We start from the raw sequence: 16,632 nt of genomic DNA, 5'->3' as shown, positions 1-16,632 counted from the left end.
TACTTGAATCATGTTTGAAAAAGGAATCAGACTAATCGTCTGATGTCATCCTTTTGATAATTTTACTGATTGCCGATTCGCTGATACCACCAAATAATTCGCCGATCTCTTTTAAAGATAAAACCGATGCTTTTCGGAAGTGAACAATCAAATCGTTGCGTTTTTTCTTATCTGCAAGCAGTTCCTCGTAATCCAGATGATAAGCGTTTAACAGTTCTTCCAACCTACTCTTACCCTCTGAAAGTGTTTTAATGCAGTTTTTTTCGCATGAGATATCCACCGGATCCCCAAGGACCTTGTCGCCGACCAGGCTAAGCTGGTCTTTGATGAATGCCGTATAGGTTTCGCGGTTGTTGCCGAAGATCGCCATCATGATGGTGTCGTCGATCAGTTTGTTTTTGTTGTCGCAGTAGCCGCTGTAGCTGTTGAAAGGATTGCAGTTGTCCTTGCAGTGCATGGACTTTGCTTTTTCGATAAGCTCCTCGTTGGTATGAAGGATTTCGGATTTGAACCTTTCGGTCAGCTTGAAATCTTTACGGTCTACTTTTAAGGCGTATTCTATATTGATGGTGCGCATGATTTTTGTGATGTCGTTGCCGTTGTCATAAAGGACCAGCTGATATCTGTCGTTTGTCAGGCAGTAGGCAAGGAGTAAGAAACCGTATTGCTGCTGCGCGCTCTTTAGGCATTTGATAAACGTCTTTTTCTCGTCGTCGCATTCGAATATTTGCGTATGACGGCATCGCTGTTCGACAAAATAAGTAGAGTACAACGCTTTGATCCGTGCTTTCCTAGCCAAATGATCCACCCCCTTGATATCTTTATCTAGTTCAAATATACGCCTAACTTTTACATTTGTCAAGTTCTGTCCCTGTGAATTTTTAATTTTTTTTTGACTGATTTTCATCGGCCGCCTGAGCGCCTGACGTTGCGCACCGGCGAAAACTATTCTATACTAAGTGTAACTAATTTACCTGGAGGTGATGATTTGACGACAAGGGACAAACTGCTGGATGCTTTAAAAGAATGTGATAACCCAAAGGGCCTGACAGCCACCAGCTTATCTGAAGCCTTGGGACTTGACCGTTCGAGTGTGAGCAGGTATCTTAATCAGTTGACACGGGACGGTGTCGTTAAAAAAATCCCAGGTAAGCCTGTCTACTTTAAACTTGCTGAAAATCGCAGGGAAGAACCAAAGGAATCGGTTGTGACAGGCAGGGCGTTTGAAAAACTGGTTGGGACGACGATGAGTCTTTCTACCGCCGTGCAACAGGCGAAGGCTGCGATTCTTTATCCTCCTAGGGGCCTGCATACCCTGGTGCTTGGAGAAACCGGGGTAGGTAAATCGATGTTCGCCGAGCTGATGTACGAGTTCGCCCTGCAGTCGAAGATGCTTGAGCCAAGCGCTCCCTTTATAAGATTTAACTGCGCCGACTATGCTGACAATCCACAGCTTTTGATGTCTCAGATCTTCGGGGTGAAAAAGGGCGCCTTTACCGGTGCCGGCGAGGATAGGGTAGGGCTTTTGAAGCGTGCGGACACGGGGATTCTATTTTTAGACGAGGTGCACAGGTTGTCTCCGCAAGGTCAGGAGATGCTGTTCACCTTTATGGATAAGGGCATCTTTAGAAGGATGGGGGACACAGATGCGGTGATTACCTCGGATGTGCAGCTGATTGCCGCTACCACGGAGGACCCAGGTTCTGTGCTGCTTAAAACCTTCATGCGACGAATTCCGATGATGATCACGCTGCCTGCCTTAAGAGACAGAGAACTTGTCGAACGCTACTATCTGATCGAAGCCTTTTTAAAGGAAGAGGCTGCGAGGCTTCAGAAAAGCATCTACATCAACAGGAACAGTTTGGCTTCGCTGCTCTTATATGAGTGCCCCAACAATATAGGACAAATGAAAAGCGATTTGCAGCTTGCCTGCGCCAAGGCCTTTTTAAGGTTTAAGACAAAGGACGAGATCTACATCCTGATCAACCAGGGCGACTTGCCTACGCATGTGAAGCGTGGTCTGATGCAACTGAAAGACAGGCGTGAGGATATCGACAAGCTGTTAAATCCCACAGACGACCTGTATAAGTTTGGACTTGAACAAGGAGAAACCACCGGTCTTAGCATGCCGGATGACAATAGCATATTCTACGACATTATCGAAAGAAAGATGGACAAGCTAAAGGAACAGGGCATTGAAGATGAGGCGATCAATGAGATTTTGAACATCGACATTGAAGAGCATTTTCATTCGTATATCGGTACACTTTCCAACCGCGTTCATCTCGACGAACTCTCGAAGGTTGTCGATGAACCTGTTTTAAAGCTCACCACGATGCTTTTGAACGTCGCTTCTGAAGCTTTGAACAAGAAATTTGACGAAAGGATCTTCTTTGGACTGTGCCTTCACCTTCAGGGGAGCATCGACCGGATCAGAAAGGGTGTGAAGATCTACCATCCTAAACTCAACTATATACGTGTGACCTACGAGGCGGAGTTTATCGTCGCGATGAGGCTTGCCAAAATGATCGACCAGGAAATGCAGATCGAGACACCGCTTGATGAAATCGGCTACTTGACCATGTTCTTGGCGTCCGACCGTACTGACGAGACCTTTCTTGAAGAAGAGAAAGTGGGCATCCTGGTGATCATGCACGGTAATTCGACTGCAAGTTCGATGGTGAATGTGGCGAACAGCCTGCTTGGAACCGAGCATGCCAAAGCCCTCGATATGCCCCTTAGCATGTCGGCAGAAAGCATGTACGCTATCGCAAAAGATGAAGTGAAAAAGATGGACCGCGGCATGGGCGTGATGCTTTTGGTCGACATGGGTTCGCTCACTAATTTTTCTGACATGATCGTCGAGGAGACCGGTGTTACTGTCAGAAGCATCGACATGGTAAGTACTCCGATTGTGCTTGAGGCATGCAGAAAGGCGATTCTGGGCCGGGATCTGATCGAGATCTACAAGAGCCTTAAGACCGACATCAGGGATTACGGTCAAGAAAAACCGCCGTCCATGACCCGAAAGAAAGTAATCATCACGGCTTGCTTTACCGGCGAAGGGGCTTCGAAAACCCTAAAGGATATCGCCGTAAAACGTCTTGGCAACCGAACCGATATCGAAGTGAAGACCCTGAACGTGCTGAACAAGAAGGATTTTATCGATGCCATCAAGATGCATGCCCAAGTCTATCGGATCATGTGCATCATCTCGACCGTGCAGATCGATCCGCAGGGGTTCGAGTTTATTCCTGCCATCGACTTTATGACCGGTAAGGCCGACGGCCTCTTTGATAAGATCATCGAGTCTGAGAACGTCTATGACCGGGTTGCGATGACTGTGGAGCAGCATATCGAAGGATTTGATGCGGGAGTGCTGATTTCTGACATCCTGCACGTGATCGACCAGGTGGAAAAAGGCCTTGAACTCATGATTCATACCGATGTGAAACTCGGTATCATCCTGCATATGGCCTTTATGATGAACCGGCTGAAAAAGGGTGAGGAAGAGGTGCCGTTTGAGAACCTGAAGGCCTATCTGAAAGACAATCAGCATAACATGATTGTGATACAAGAGGCAGTGACGAGGCTTGAAAAGACCTATGATCTCTATATCGGAGCGAACGAGCAAGCCTATTTGTGCAGAATGGTCATCGAAAATAAAGACAATCAATAGACTCAAGTGTGCATGTGTGCAATTTAAATAATGTGTGCAAAGAAGTGTGTAAGCGATTTACACACTTCTTTTTTTTATGCGCCTATGCCGCAACACCTGCAAATAGACGATGAAAAGAAAATTTTTAGCTGATTTGAAAGTTGGCACGGGTCTTGCTTTATATAAGCGTGTAAAGGAGGTCATTCAATATGACTAGTAAACAGGTAACAGTATCAAGCGCATCAGGATTACATGCCAGACCTGCGGGACTTCTTGTAAGCAAGGCAAAAGAATTTGAAGCAAATGTAGAGATCGTAAAGGGAACAAAAGTGATCAACGCTAAATCGATTATGGGCATCTTAAGTTTAGGCACTGCAAGCGGTGACGAACTGACGATTCAGGCCGATGGCGCCGATGAAGTGATGGCGGTCGACAGTTTGGTTGAGTTGTTTGAAAACGTTCTCGCGCATGAATAGCAAGACCAGCAGTCGATTTACTTAGAATCACGTCACCAAAGTTTAAGTTTGATCCGGCACAAGCGTCATTTCAACAATAAGTTCGATAAGGCAGCTCCTCTTCAACAAGTACCTAATTCGCCCAGAAATAAGTATTGGCTAGCCCGAAGATGGCGCAAGTGACCGTGTTCAACCCTTGGCTTTGAAATAGCATTATCTCGTCCGCTTTCACTTTGAGGGCAGCGGACAACTCTTTTTAATCACAATCATGGATTCATTATACAAGGCTAGATGGAGGTCAGTTATGAAAATTATGTTGGTTTGCTCGGCAGGTATGTCTACAAGCATGTTGGTTGTAAAGATGGAGAAAGCGGCGGCTGAAAGAGGCGTAAAGGCAGAGATCTTCGCTCTTGCTGAAGCGGAAGCCAAATCGCAAAAGGGTATCGACGTTGTGCTTTTGGGACCTCAAGTCAGATTCCTGCTGGCTCAGCTCAAAGGTGTGTTCGAACCACAAGGTACTCCGGTTGAAGTCATCGACTCGATCAATTACGGTACGATGAACGGAAGCGCGGTCCTGGACCAAGCATTAGGCATGAAGAAATAATTTTTTTAAGCGGCCTGAAAACGGTTGCCTGAGTGTCGCAGTACAAATCATGGTATAAAACCACATAGGGTGGGTTTATATAAGCAATTATAATTCTACAAGGGGGATTACTTTTTATGAGCGGCTTTATGAATTTCATGGAAAGCAAATTCGTACCGGTTGCAGCTAAAATCGGTGCTCAACGTCACTTGGTAGCAGTACGTGACGGTTTTGCGGCTATCATGCCATTAATCATCGCAGGTTCTCTAGGTGTTTTACTTAACAACATGGGAATCGAAGCTTACCAGAACCTGATGACCAGCATCTTCGGCGACGGCTGGAAAGCTTTTGGCGGAAACATCTGGTGGGGAACTTTCGCAATCATGTCACTGTTTATCGTATTTACAGTGTCGTACAACTTGGCAAAATCATATGATGCCAACCCATTATCTGCAGCGGTACTTTCGTTTGCAACGTATTTTGTACTAGTACCGCAGGTATCACCTGCAAGCGGCGGTTGGGGAGACATCAACTGGGGCTTCACCAATGCCACAGCCTTGTTCGCAGCGATTCTTATTGCGATTCTGACAACAGAGGCTTTCAGACTGCTTTCTAAGATGAAGGCGCTTGTGATCAAAATGCCAGAAGGTGTTCCACCGGCTGTTGCTAGAGGCTTCGCAGCGCTTTTACCTTCGATCATCATTTTATCAGTAGTCGCTTTACTGCAAATCTTCCTGTTTGCGGACAAGAGCCTTTTCGCTTTGATTACAGAGATCATTCAAGCTCCGCTTATGAAGATCGGTAACTCGATGGGTGCTGCAATCGCAATCGCGTTCTTCAACCACTTCTTCTGGTTCTTCGGTCTTCACGGTTCGAACATCCTTGAGCCGATCATGCAGACTTTCTATGTTCCTGCAGTTGCAGAAAACGCCGCAGCTATCGCAGAAGGCTTGAAAGCTCCATGGGTAGTGACAAAATCGTTCTTCGACGCATTCGTTTACATGGGTGGTTCGGGTACTACAATCACACTTCTTGCGGCTATCTTTGTAGCTTCAAAGCGCAAGCACTACAGAATGATGGCGGCCATGGGAACACCTGCAGGTCTCTTCAATATCAATGAGCCTGTGATCTTCGGTTTGCCGATCGTACTTAATCCGATCTTCTTCATTCCGTTTATCTCGGTACCTGTGATCCTTACGATCATTTCTTACCTTGCTACTGTGGCGGGCATTGTTCCAGCTACAACAGTTGTTATTCCTTGGGTATCTCCTCCGATCATCGGTGGATTCTTAGCCACGGGCGGTAGCTTGATGGGTGCTGCGCTTTCAGCAATCAACTTAGTGATCGGTTTTGCGATTTACCTTCCTTTCGTTATGCTTTCTGAAAGAATGGAAAAGAAAAATCTTGAAAAGCAAGCAGCATAATTAGTGACAAAGACTGAATAGGGCGCCGCCCTATTCAGTCATTATTCTTTTATCAGACGTATTTTACTTGATGGATCCAAAGGTTATCGCTTATGCAATCATACTATTTACTATACAATGAAACTGGAAGGTAAGTTCGCAAGTTGCGACTTCAGATAAACGACGAATTACCCTTTCGGGTAACGAACACTACCCACAAAGGGTCAACTATACGGGAGGCAATTTCATGGAAGAGATTATTTTTCAACTGATTACATTTAGCGGCGAGGCCAAGAGCTACATGCTTGAAGGAATTCAAGATGCAAAAGCGGGTCGTATCGAAGATGCCAGGGAAAAAGTAGAACAGGCGATCGAACAGCTGAACAAGGCACATAGGTTCCAGACGGAGCTGATACAAAAAGAAGCGGCAGGTGAAGAGGCGATCGTATCGCTACTGCTTATCCACGCGCAGGACCACCTGATGAACGCCATTTTACTCAAAGATCTTGCCAACGAAATTATCGACATCCACGCTGCGATTCAAGCGAAGTAAGGAGGAGTCCTTATGAGACAACTAGGCATATCGATTTATCCTGGAAACGCTTCTGTCGAAGCGTTTAAACGCTATATAGAAGAAGCAAACGCGCTTGGTTATAAGCGTATCTTCACCTGCATGATCAGCGCGGGAGAAGGGGATGATCCCTTTAAACCCTTTAAGGAGCTTGTCGGATTTGCAGCAGAACGTAACATGCAAGTGATCGCCGATGTAGACCCCGGTGTTTTCAGCGCCCTCGGACTGGACTATCAGAATCTCGGGTATTTTAAAGAAATGGGGCTTTATGGCATACGACTTGATTTGGGCTTTACAGGCATCGAAGAGAGTATCATGACCTACAATCCCTACGACCTTAAGATCGAGATCAACATGTCAAACGGCACCAGGTACCTGGATAACATCATCAGCCATCGCCCCAATAAGGACAATCTCATCGGATGCCATAACTTTTATCCGCACACGTATACAGGGATCTCAAGAGAACATTTCTTGAAGTGCTCTGAGCAGTTCAAGGACTATAATATAGGAACTTCGGCTTTTGTGAACGCGCAGAGCGCCTCGTTCGGGCCGTGGCCTGTCAACGAGGGACTATGCACCCTGGAAGAACACAGGGAGCTTGCTATCGAAGTTCAGGCCAAAGACCTGTTTTATACAGACCTCATCGACAATGTGATCATCGCGAATGCGATTCCAAGCCATGAAGAACTAGAACGTCTTGCCAAGGTGTCGATGACCCTTAAAACCCTTAAGGTCGAGCTTCACCCTGAGTCCCGTGAGCTTGAAAAGACAATTGTTCTGAATGAACCGCACTTCAACAGGGGTGACGTCTCTGAGTATCTGATCCGTTCGACGCAGTCCCGTGTCAAATACAAGGGCGAATCGTTCCCCGTGTTCAATACTCCAGAGATTCAACCGGGCGATATCATCATAGAAAGCGATCTGTACAAGCGCTATGCGGGTGAACTGCAAGTCGCCAGAAAAGCGATGAGGAACAGCGGCAAATCAAACGTCGTCGCAAGGATTGATCCGAAAGAGCTTAGGCTTCTTGACCATATCAAACCTTGGGATAAGTTCGCATTTGAAGAATAGGATAACTTATGAAAAAAATCATCATCAATGGAATATGCCTGATAGGTGACGAACTGATTTCGGGCAAAGGACTTGTGTTTTCGGACAAGATCGAGGGCTTGCTTGCGCTTGACGAGCTACCTGAAGACGCTGAGCTAATCGATGCGAGGGGCGCCTATGTGCTTCCTGGTTTTATCGATATCCATGTGCACGGCATGGGTGGATATGATACAATGGACGCGACAAAAGAAGCGCTGGATACGCTTTCGACAGAAATGGTCAAGCACGGAGTGACCAGCTTTTTAGCGACGACTGTGACCCACGAACTGGAAAAGGTGAAAAAAGCGATCGACAACGTCCGCATGCACCGGAAGGGCGTACAGGGGGCGAAATGTCATGGTATCCACCTTGAAGGTCCTTTCATCAACCCGTTAAAAAAAGGCGCACACGATGAAAAGTTCATTCTTACTCCAGACGCCGATGTGTTTAAGGACGATGCCGACGTGATCAGACTTGTCACCTATGCCCCGGAACTTGACCCGGAGGGGACCATGCTAGAGTGGTCAAAAGCAACGGGTATCAAGTTGTCGCTCGGGCACTCGAACGCAAGCTATGCCCAGGCTATGGATGCCTTCAAGAAAGGCGTGCACTCCGTAACGCATATTTTTAATGCCATGACAGGACTTCATCACCGCGAACCCGGTGTTGTAGGCGCCGCATTCAATGCGGATGTGTATACCGAACTGATCGCTGACGACATCCATGTGAATCCGGTTTTATATCAGACCTTATTCAAACAAAAGGGAAACAAGAGGCTCATGCTTATCACAGATTGCATGTGCGCGGGTGGGATGCCTGCTGGCAAATATAGCCTAGGTACGCTCAACGTGGTGGTCGATCATGAAAAAGCGACACTTGAAGATGGAACGCTTGCCGGTTCGATCTTGACGTTGAACCATGCGCTGAAACACTTTGTGAAGCATTCCGAGGAACCGCTTGGTTCGGTCATGTCCATGATGGGTGAAAATCAAGCGGAATTACTTGACATGAAGGGAATCGGACAATTAAAAAAGGGATTTTATGCGGATATCGTCCTAATGAACGAGTCATTTGAAGTTTTACAGACTTATGTAAACGGAGAGCCTAAGTTAAGAAGTTAAGGAGAAGGTAGATGCGTGTAATTATTGCTAATGATTATCAGGATTTAAGTAGAAAAGCCGCCGCGATCATCGCCAACCAGCTCTGGATAAAGCCGGATTCTGTGTTAGGTCTTGCCACGGGCTCGACACCTGTCGGAACCTATGAGGAACTCATTCGACACCATAAGGAAGAAGGTCTTGAGTTCAACAAGATGACGGTATTCAATCTGGACGAGTATTACGGTCTAGGTAAAGAGCATGACCAGAGCTATGCCTATTTTATGAAAGAAAACCTATTCAAGCATGTGGGTGTTACAGAAACACAGCTGCATATTCCAAACGGTCTTGCAAAAGACGTACAGGAAGAATGCCTGAACTACGAGGCACAAATAAAGAATTCCGGCGGAATCGACCTTCAACTCCTTGGAATAGGTAGAAACGGCCATATCGGATTTAACGAACCAGACCTGAAGTTCGAAGCGAAAACCCATCTTGTAAAACTCGATCAGGATACGATCGATGCGAATGCGAGATTTTTTGATAGTGTGGACGAAGTACCTAAAACAGCCCTTTCGATGGGGGTCAGGACCATCATGCATGCAAAAAAAATACTGCTTTTAGCTTATGGTGAGTCAAAAGCGGATGCCCTGTACGGCATGCTGTTCGGACCGATCAAACCCGACCTTCCTGCATCGGCGCTTCAGCTGCACCCGGATGTGGTGATCATCGCCGATAAGGCGGCCGCATCAAAGATTATGGATAGACTGGACGAAGTGTACTAAAAACAAAAGCAGCCCTCGGGCTGCTTTTTTAGCATTATTCGAACGTGTTCTCAAGTGTTCCGATGCCTTCGATCTGGCATGTGATCTTATCGCCTGACTTGAGGAACTTGAAGGGTGTGAAACCAAGTCCCACACCTGCCGGGGTTCCAGTCAGGATGATATCGCCGGCTCTTAGGTACATTCCTTTTGATAATTCCTCGATGATGGTCGGTATGTCGAACAGGAGGTTTTCGGTGTTGGAATCCTGTCGTCTTTGACCATTCACATCACAAGTGATCTTTAGAGCCAAAGGATGCGTGAATGCGCTTTTATGAACGATGCATGGGCCCATGGGGCTGAAGCCCTCAAGACTTTTACCTTTAAACCACTGGCTGTGTTTTCGTTGAAGGTTTCTTGCCGAAATGTCGTTTACGATGGTGTAGCCGAAGATATGTTCTAGTGAATCTTCTTTTGTGATGTCGATGCCGTCTTTTCCGATGACGACAGCAAGCTCCACTTCGTAATCGACCATATCGGTGATCGCCCTGTGGTTAGGAATGATATCGCCAGTGGCAGTAGCAGGCTGTGCGATCTTCATAAAGAAGATCGGATGCTTTGGCACCTCATCGTCAGAGCCCGGCAGTCCTTTTGTTTCGAGTGCGTGGTCGATATAGTTTTTACCTAGACAAAAAAGCGGTCTGATCGGATAGGGGATCGGAGCTTTCAGCACGACTTCTGTAACAGGGAGACCGTCGCTTTCAGAAGCGGTTTCAAGCTTCTTGGCGATCAGATCCAGCTCGGAGTCGGAAATCTCTGTGATGAGCTGGGTCATGTCGGTGAACCTCGTGTCTAAAAAAGCGTTGATCTCACATACCCTGGTTCCGTCAAGGGAGAGTATTCCGAGATGTTCCTTATTATTGATACTATATGTGATAAATTTCATATAAGCCTCCAGATGAAAAATATGTAGTGCTAAATCACTTAACTTCAGTATAGCAATTTTTTTTGAATTTGGAATATCATTTGGACAAGTGATCGGTTTATAATGAAAAGAGATGCTTAAACGACTGAGTATGCCTATAAAGGCAAAGTCATTAAACTAAAGGGTAAGGGGGAGTCGAGTGAAGGCATGCTCGACATAAGTTATGTTGGAAAATACGGTATGGCATGAACTGTTAAAAGATGAAATGAAAAAAGACTATTTTCTGAACTTGATAGAAAATGTGGACCGCGCATATGACGAAGGTGTTGTGTATCCGCCTAAGGAAGCTGTTTTCAGAGCCTTTGAACTGACCGATTATGAGGATGTCAAAGTGGTGATACTGGGGCAGGATCCTTATCACGGTTACGGTCAGGCCGAAGGGCTAAGTTTTTCTGTGAAGGAAGGGGTGAAGGTTCCGCCTTCGCTTGTGAATATGTATAAGGAACTTGCAGACGATATGGGCTGCGAGATGCCCACAAGCGGAAGTCTGGTCAAATGGGCCAAGGACGGCGTATTGCTGCTCAATACGGTTTTGACCGTGCCTGAAAAAAATGCCAACGGACACAAAGGCATAGGGTGGGAGACCTTCACGGACGCTGTGATCTGTGAGCTGAACAGCAGGAAGACTCCTGTGGTGTTCATCCTTTGGGGTAAACCGTCGCAAAAAAAGAGCAAGCTTATCACAAACCCCTGGCACCATATCATCGAAGGACCGCATCCGAGTCCGCTGTCTTCCTATCGTGGTTTTTTTGGTAGCAAGCCCTATTCAAGAGCGAATGCTTTTTTAGTAAGTGTCGGGCAGGCACCTGTCGACTGGTGTGCGATATCGCCTGAGCAGTCGCAGATGCGACTTGAAATGGAAGTTGATTAAAAATCAAATTCAGCTATGAAATTGACTTGAGAAGTTATATAATACTACTAGTTATTTCGACAATCTAAATAGTTAACTTTTGAGGTGTATATGGATAAGCGTAAGGATTTAACGAAGGGGCCAATTCTAAAGAGTATTGTTCAGGTGGCTCTTCCTATCATGACGACGTCATTTTTACAGATGGCCTATAACATGTTCGATATGGTCTGGATCGGAAGGTTAGGCTACGATGCGGTATCCGCTGTCGGGACTGCGGGTTTTTATATGTGGCTTTCGATGGCGCTTGTCAGGCTTTCCCAGGTGGGAGCGGAGGTCGGTGTGGCGCAGTCCTTAGGTGCGCGAGATGAGCTCGGCGCAAGGGACTATGCGAGAAGCGCGCTGCAGTTTGCGGTATTCAACGCCTTTATCTATATGGTATTTGTTCAGGTGCTGAAAACACCGCTGATCGACTTTTTTGAAGTCCCAAGTGTTCAGATCAACCAGTGGGCGGTCGGATATTTAGGCATAGTCGCGCTTGGATTTCCATTATCCTTCACCAACATGGTCTTTTCTGGAATCTACAACGGGTCTGGCAACAGCAAGGTTCCGCTCTGGTTCAATATGGCGGGACTTGTACTGAACATTTGCCTTGACCCGGTGCTTATTTTCGGGTGGTTCGGCGCACCCGCGCTTGGTGTGAACGGGGCGGCGATCGCCACGGTGTTTTCTCAACTAGTGGTGACCGTGCTGTTTGTGTTTCATATCGAATCTTCAAAATCTCCGTTTTCAGAGTTTCACTTCTTTAGGGTTCCTCTTTGGAATGTGATTTCAAAAATTATCAAGCTGGGACTTCCTGTAGCGGTGCAAAGTGGCGCATTCACTCTGTTTGCGATGATCATCGCAAGAAGGCTGTCTTACTTTGGAGACATGCCGATCGCCATTCAAAAGGTCGGGTCTCAGATCGAGTCGATCTCGTGGATGACCGCAAGCGGATTCGGTACGGCGCTTAGCGCGTTTGTGGGTCAAAACTACGGCGCCAAGGCCTACGACAGAATCAAAGAGGGCTACCGGGAAGCATTCAAGATCATGGTCGTACTTGGTTTTGCAGCCAGTTTTGGCCTAATCGTGTTTGCAGAACCCTTGTTCTCCTTATTTATACCGGACCCCGATGTCATTCCTTTTGGGGCGGTGTACTTGCGGATACTTGGGGTCTCGCAGTTGTTCATGAGTATCGAGATTGCGACAGCAGGTGCTTTCAACGGTCTTGGAAAGACGTTTCCGCCTTCGATTGTGAGTATTGTATTTACAGGGCTTAGGGTACCTTTTGCCTACATTTTATCTTCAGAAACCCTGCTTGGACTGAACGGGGTCTGGTGGAGCATCTCCATAAGCAGTGTTTTCAAAGGCGTCATCGTATTTGTCTGGTTTGTATGGATGTTAAAAACCAATAAGGAATTCAGCACGAAACAAGTAGTGGAAAGGTTGGCGTAGCCGTTTGATCTCTTGAAAGGGGTAGTTATGATGAAAGCTCTTGCACTTATCGAAGCGATGTCCAATGCGAATGGTATCTCGGGTTTTGAAAACGATGCCGTTCAGACTGCACTAAAATTTGTGAATGACTCTATCGATGTGACGGTCGACAAGATGAACAACTGCTATCTTGTGCCTAAGGAAAAAGATGAAAAATCACCTACTGTGCTTATCGACGGGCATCTGGACGAACTCGGACTTTTGGTTCAGTCGATTACGGATAGCGGCTTACTGCGCGTCATCAATATCGGCGGATGGGACATCAAGAATCTGCTTTCACAGAAGATGAGGCTTGTCACAGATGACGGTGTTGTAATCAAAGGGATTGTGGCTTCAAAACCCGTGCACTTTCTAAGCGATTCAGAGCGTAACAAACCGGTTGCGATCGAAGACCTACTGGTGGATGTGGGCGTTTCTTCAAAAGAAGAGGTGGTCGGACTTGGAATAAGGATCGGACTTGCCCTTGTGCCTGATGTGGCTTTTGAGTACCAGCAGATGACTCAAACGATGATCGGTAAGGCCTTTGACAACCGTTTGGGATGCAGCCTTGTCGTGGAAACGCTTAACGAGTGCACCGCTAAGGGGCACCGCCACATAATCGGATCCTTGTCGGTACAGGAAGAAGTCGGTGGAAGAGGCGCAGAGGTTGTCGGTAATGTAGTGAATGCCGACCTTTGTATCGTATTCGAAGGCTCACCAGCTGACGATACCTTTACTTCTAGGGGTGAGGCACAGGGCGCGATCGGAAAAGGTGTTCAGATCAGAATCGCTGATAGGACGATGATTTCTCACCCGGGACTTACGCGACTTGCTGTTAGACTGGCAAAAGAAAAGGGTATACCTTATCAAGAGACGGTAAGACGTGGTGGAGGTACGAACGGAGCCACCTACCATATCAAAGGCAAGGGAATCCCGTGCATCGTACTCGGTGTGCCTGTGAGGTATGTGCATGCCCATTACGGTATCGCGAAATACCACGACTACGAGGCCGCCAGAGAGCTTGCCATCGCTGTTATTGAATATGTAAAGGCGAATGGCCTTGATTTTTAGGAGTGTGGTTGGATGAAGAGAATAGGTATAGGCATTATTATTGTGATTGCTGCCATTGTAGGACTGGTGTTGGTTTTTCAGTCGCCAAAGGCGCCTGCCACAGAGCAAACGGTTGAAACGGAATCTGATACGAAAATGGATGGACAGGTGGATCAAGTGGATAGCTACCGGATTGCGACACCGGATGAGGCGCTTAGTCTAATGGACGATGGAGCGCTTTTAATCGATGTCAGGACAAAAGAAGAATACGTGACAGGGCATATACCTTTAAGCGTTCTACTTCCAGTGGATGAGATCGCTAGCGGCATCGAGGCCATCGCGCCTGACAAGTCAGCGACAATCATCGTTTATTGCAGATCGGGAAACAGAAGCAAGAGGGCCGCATATGAGTTGATCGACCTCGGATATGAAAACGTATTCGATTTAGGCGGAATCATCTCCTGGCCGTATGATATTGAAAAGTGAATTGTGCGATAAAGTAAAAAGGAAGACAATCGACTTGTCTTCCTTTTTTTATTAGGATCAGTGCGCGACGACATCCTCAAGCGCTGCGCTTTGTTTTTCAAAATAGCCGATCACATAAGTGCATTTGGGTTTGATCTTGTATCCGTTTTCTCGAGCATAGGCTATGCCGAATTCGACAAGCTGCTTTGCGATACCTTTGCCGCGTAGTTCGGCTGGAACATGGGTGTGGTCAAAGACAAGGATCGATCCCTGCTTTTGATAAGTCAGTTCGGCTTCGTAGCCCTCAAGGACTGCTTCGAATTTTAGTTGTTCGCTGTTATGTCTGATCACTGTGAATCCTCCTTTTTAAAAGTGATACCCAACACTTGGCTTTTGCTAACAAGTTGTTATTGTTACAAAGTTATAATGAGTTTTTGTTGGAAAGGGGGTATAATGGGATTAGATGATGAATGTGGAATGCGGAATGTGGAAACCCTTGCGCTTCGGTGCGCGGGCATTTCCTGCGAAGCAAAGCTTCAAAGGTTTCTACATACTACATACTACATTCTACAGCACGATAATCACAAAAGGCAAAAAGGAGTGATTTCATGGTACTTGATATTCTTAAAGATAGGACATTGACTTATGAACAGAAGGTGATTGCGCTTGCTAGGTTTGCTGAGAACAGTGTCGAGCCCATAGCGATTGCGCCTGAAGCGAGGGAGTGGTTTGAGCGTGAGGTGATTTCAGATATGTTCGAGGGAAACGCACCGTATCGTCCACGTTATATTGTTCCGGATTACACGAGACTGATGGATCAGGGTTGTGACTTTTTAAGGCTTTGCGCGCCGACTACTTTGCAGGAGGCGATTCATGCCCTGCTTATCATGTACAAACACGTTCCTTCGATAACTACGCTTCCTGTCTATATCGGAGAACTGGATACGCTTTTGGAGCCCTTTGTCACAGCGGCTGACGATGGGACTTTCGAACAGATCAAGATGTTTTTGATCCATATCGACCGCACGATAACAGATTCCTTCTGCCATGCGAACTTGAGCGGTAAGGATACCAAGGTCGCACGTATGATTCTTAAAGCGGAGCGTGAGCTTGAAAATGCGATTCCGAATATCACGGTAAAGGTGAATGAACATACGACCGATGATTTTTTACTGGAAGCGATTCAGACGTCCCTAAAGGTAGCGAAACCTTCTTTTGCCAACGATGCGATGTTCAGATCGGATTTTGAGCCAAATGAATACGGTATCGTCAGCTGCTATAACGGACTACCTATCGGTGGCGGGAGCTATACGCTTGTGAGAATGAATCTTGCAAAACTTGCACAAAAGGGCGATTCGGAAGAATCCTTTATCGTCAGGCTTGAGACGGCGGTGCCCTTGATGCTTGACTATATGGATCAGAGGGTTTCCTTCCTACTGAATGACACGGATTTCTTCTCGACTCATTTTTTAGTAAAAGAAGGCTTTATCGATATTAAAAAGTTCACTGCCATGTTTGGTATCGTAGGACTTGCAGACGCTGTGAACACGGTCCATGATGAGTTCAAGTTCGGACACGATGACGTGTCTGAGGCCTTTGGCAAGCGTGTGATCGAAACCCTTGAAAGCTTAGTGAACAGACATAAGAACGAGATGCTGTACGCGACCGATTCAAGATATGTCCTGCATGCGCAGGTCGGACTTGATACGGACGAAGGTGTAAGCCCGGGATGCAGAATTCCTATCCATGACGAGCCGGCCATCCACGACCATATTCTAAAGTCCGCACCTTACCACAGCCATTTCCCTTCGGGAATCGGCGATATTTTCAGATTCGACGAAACGGTGCGAAGAAATCCAATGGCGATTGTGGATATCATCAGAGGCGCTTTCAAATCGGGTCTGAGATACTTCTCGCTTTATGAGGACAATGCCGATGTGGTAAGAATCACAGGCTATCTTGTGAAGAAGTCGGATATCGAAAAGCTACGCAGAGGCGAGCAGGTGCTCAATGATGCTGTCGTTCTCGGCAAGGGAGCCGTGGACAATCAGAAGGTGCTTGAAAGAAAGAAAAGAGAACTGTAGGCGCCGCAAGCACCGTATATAGGATAAAAGCATAAAAAAAGCAGCCGACGGCTGCTTTTTTAGTAGTTC

The 16,632-nt window shown here is 46.6% G+C and carries 16 protein-coding genes; 13 read left to right on the top strand and 3 right to left on the bottom strand.

Translation table 11 applies throughout. The annotated features are described in order from the left end of the window. Positions 1 to 31: 31 nt before the first annotated feature. A complete protein-coding gene (locus DWB64_RS04910) occupies positions 32 to 799 on the bottom strand; it encodes a hypothetical protein (protein WP_129487082.1) in 768 nt (255 codons plus the stop codon). A 189-nt stretch (positions 800 to 988) separates the two neighbouring features. Here DWB64_RS04910 and DWB64_RS04905 point away from each other — a divergent pair, with 189 nt between their 5' ends. From DWB64_RS04905 to nagB, 8 genes are all read left to right on the top strand, one after another. Next, positions 989 to 3,679, top strand: a complete 2,691-nt coding sequence (locus DWB64_RS04905) for a sigma 54-interacting transcriptional regulator (RefSeq protein ID WP_129487081.1) — start codon at positions 989 to 991, stop codon at positions 3,677 to 3,679. A 188-nt stretch (positions 3,680 to 3,867) separates the two neighbouring features. After that, positions 3,868 to 4,134 (top strand): HPr family phosphocarrier protein, encoded by a 267-nt coding sequence (locus tag DWB64_RS04900; RefSeq protein ID WP_129487080.1) that lies wholly within the window; start codon positions 3,868 to 3,870, stop codon positions 4,132 to 4,134. A 283-nt stretch (positions 4,135 to 4,417) separates the two neighbouring features. Continuing rightward, positions 4,418 to 4,717: a PTS sugar transporter subunit IIB gene (locus DWB64_RS04895; protein WP_129487079.1), complete on the top strand. Its 300-nt coding sequence runs from the start codon at positions 4,418 to 4,420 to the stop codon at positions 4,715 to 4,717. Between the two features lie 116 nt (positions 4,718 to 4,833). Beyond that, positions 4,834 to 6,120 carry a PTS sugar transporter subunit IIC gene (locus tag DWB64_RS04890; RefSeq protein ID WP_129487078.1) on the top strand — a complete coding sequence of 429 codons (1,287 nt, stop codon included), beginning with the start codon at positions 4,834 to 4,836 and terminating at the stop codon, positions 6,118 to 6,120. 226 nt (positions 6,121 to 6,346) lie between these two features. Continuing rightward, complete coding sequence (locus DWB64_RS04885) at positions 6,347 to 6,652, top strand: PTS lactose/cellobiose transporter subunit IIA (protein WP_129487077.1); 306 nt, start codon at positions 6,347 to 6,349, stop codon at positions 6,650 to 6,652. A 12-nt stretch (positions 6,653 to 6,664) separates the two neighbouring features. Beyond that, the gene (locus DWB64_RS04880; RefSeq protein ID WP_129487076.1) at positions 6,665 to 7,744 is read left to right on the top strand and encodes a DUF871 domain-containing protein; all 1,080 of its coding nucleotides are present in this window, start codon (positions 6,665 to 6,667) and stop codon (positions 7,742 to 7,744) included. Between the two features lie 8 nt (positions 7,745 to 7,752). Then, positions 7,753 to 8,883 (top strand): N-acetylglucosamine-6-phosphate deacetylase, encoded by a 1,131-nt coding sequence (gene nagA / locus DWB64_RS04875; protein WP_129487075.1) that lies wholly within the window; start codon positions 7,753 to 7,755, stop codon positions 8,881 to 8,883. Between the two features lie 11 nt (positions 8,884 to 8,894). Further along, entirely contained in the window at positions 8,895 to 9,644 is a 750-nt protein-coding gene (gene nagB, locus DWB64_RS04870) for a glucosamine-6-phosphate deaminase (protein ID WP_129487074.1), read from the top strand. Between the two features lie 34 nt (positions 9,645 to 9,678). Here nagB and DWB64_RS04865 read toward each other — a convergent pair whose 3' ends face one another. Then, positions 9,679 to 10,566, bottom strand: coding sequence for a fumarylacetoacetate hydrolase family protein (locus tag DWB64_RS04865; RefSeq protein ID WP_129487073.1), 888 nt, complete (start codon positions 10,564 to 10,566; stop codon positions 9,679 to 9,681). A 202-nt stretch (positions 10,567 to 10,768) separates the two neighbouring features. On the opposite strand from DWB64_RS04865, the gene DWB64_RS04860 reads away from it, so the two are divergent. The 4 genes from DWB64_RS04860 to DWB64_RS04845 all read left to right on the top strand — a co-directional run bounded on the left by DWB64_RS04860 (position 10,769) and on the right by DWB64_RS04845 (position 14,500). Next, positions 10,769 to 11,476, top strand: coding sequence for a uracil-DNA glycosylase (locus DWB64_RS04860; RefSeq protein WP_129487072.1), 708 nt, complete (start codon positions 10,769 to 10,771; stop codon positions 11,474 to 11,476). 90 nt (positions 11,477 to 11,566) lie between these two features. Continuing rightward, positions 11,567 to 12,946 (top strand): MATE family efflux transporter, encoded by a 1,380-nt coding sequence (locus tag DWB64_RS04855; protein WP_129487071.1) that lies wholly within the window; start codon positions 11,567 to 11,569, stop codon positions 12,944 to 12,946. 27 nt (positions 12,947 to 12,973) lie between these two features. Then, a complete protein-coding gene (locus DWB64_RS04850) occupies positions 12,974 to 14,035 on the top strand; it encodes a M42 family metallopeptidase (RefSeq protein ID WP_129487070.1) in 1,062 nt (353 codons plus the stop codon). Between the two features lie 12 nt (positions 14,036 to 14,047). Beyond that, positions 14,048 to 14,500 carry a rhodanese-like domain-containing protein gene (locus DWB64_RS04845; RefSeq protein WP_243118948.1) on the top strand — a complete coding sequence of 151 codons (453 nt, stop codon included), beginning with the start codon at positions 14,048 to 14,050 and terminating at the stop codon, positions 14,498 to 14,500. 57 nt (positions 14,501 to 14,557) lie between these two features. Here DWB64_RS04845 and DWB64_RS04840 read toward each other — a convergent pair whose 3' ends face one another. Further along, complete coding sequence (locus DWB64_RS04840; RefSeq protein WP_129487069.1) at positions 14,558 to 14,830, bottom strand: GNAT family N-acetyltransferase; 273 nt, start codon at positions 14,828 to 14,830, stop codon at positions 14,558 to 14,560. 257 nt (positions 14,831 to 15,087) lie between these two features. On the opposite strand from DWB64_RS04840, the gene DWB64_RS04835 reads away from it, so the two are divergent. Then, a complete protein-coding gene (locus tag DWB64_RS04835) occupies positions 15,088 to 16,563 on the top strand; it encodes a YjjI family glycine radical enzyme (protein ID WP_129487068.1) in 1,476 nt (491 codons plus the stop codon). Positions 16,564 to 16,632: the final 69 nt, after the last annotated feature.

The organism is Fusibacter sp. A1, assembly GCF_004125825.1.
Taxonomy (GTDB): Bacteria; Bacillota; Clostridia; order Peptostreptococcales; family Acidaminobacteraceae; genus QQWI01.
The sequence above is the reverse complement of the archived record's forward strand: the minus strand, read 5'-3'. Positions and strand labels throughout refer to the sequence as shown.

Excerpts from the sequence above, each read along its gene's own strand:
- DWB64_RS04865 (WP_129487073.1), bottom strand. The coding sequence starts at position 10,566 with ATGAAATTTATCACATATAGTATCAATAATAAGGAACATCTCGGAATA.
- DWB64_RS04835 (WP_129487068.1), top strand. The coding sequence starts at position 15,088 with ATGGTACTTGATATTCTTAAAGATAGGACATTGACTTATGAACAGAAG.
- DWB64_RS04900 (WP_129487080.1), top strand. The coding sequence starts at position 3,868 with ATGACTAGTAAACAGGTAACAGTATCAAGCGCATCAGGATTACATGCC.
- DWB64_RS04895 (WP_129487079.1), top strand. The coding sequence starts at position 4,418 with ATGAAAATTATGTTGGTTTGCTCGGCAGGTATGTCTACAAGCATGTTG.
- DWB64_RS04880 (WP_129487076.1), top strand. The coding sequence starts at position 6,665 with ATGAGACAACTAGGCATATCGATTTATCCTGGAAACGCTTCTGTCGAA.
- DWB64_RS04885 (WP_129487077.1), top strand. The coding sequence starts at position 6,347 with ATGGAAGAGATTATTTTTCAACTGATTACATTTAGCGGCGAGGCCAAG.
- DWB64_RS04860 (WP_129487072.1), top strand. The coding sequence starts at position 10,769 with ATGTTGGAAAATACGGTATGGCATGAACTGTTAAAAGATGAAATGAAA.
- DWB64_RS04855 (WP_129487071.1), top strand. The coding sequence starts at position 11,567 with ATGGATAAGCGTAAGGATTTAACGAAGGGGCCAATTCTAAAGAGTATT.
- DWB64_RS04850 (WP_129487070.1), top strand. The coding sequence starts at position 12,974 with ATGATGAAAGCTCTTGCACTTATCGAAGCGATGTCCAATGCGAATGGT.
- nagA (WP_129487075.1), top strand. The coding sequence starts at position 7,753 with ATGAAAAAAATCATCATCAATGGAATATGCCTGATAGGTGACGAACTG.
- DWB64_RS04890 (WP_129487078.1), top strand. The coding sequence starts at position 4,834 with ATGAGCGGCTTTATGAATTTCATGGAAAGCAAATTCGTACCGGTTGCA.
- nagB (WP_129487074.1), top strand. The coding sequence starts at position 8,895 with ATGCGTGTAATTATTGCTAATGATTATCAGGATTTAAGTAGAAAAGCC.
- DWB64_RS04845 (WP_243118948.1), top strand. The coding sequence starts at position 14,048 with ATGAAGAGAATAGGTATAGGCATTATTATTGTGATTGCTGCCATTGTA.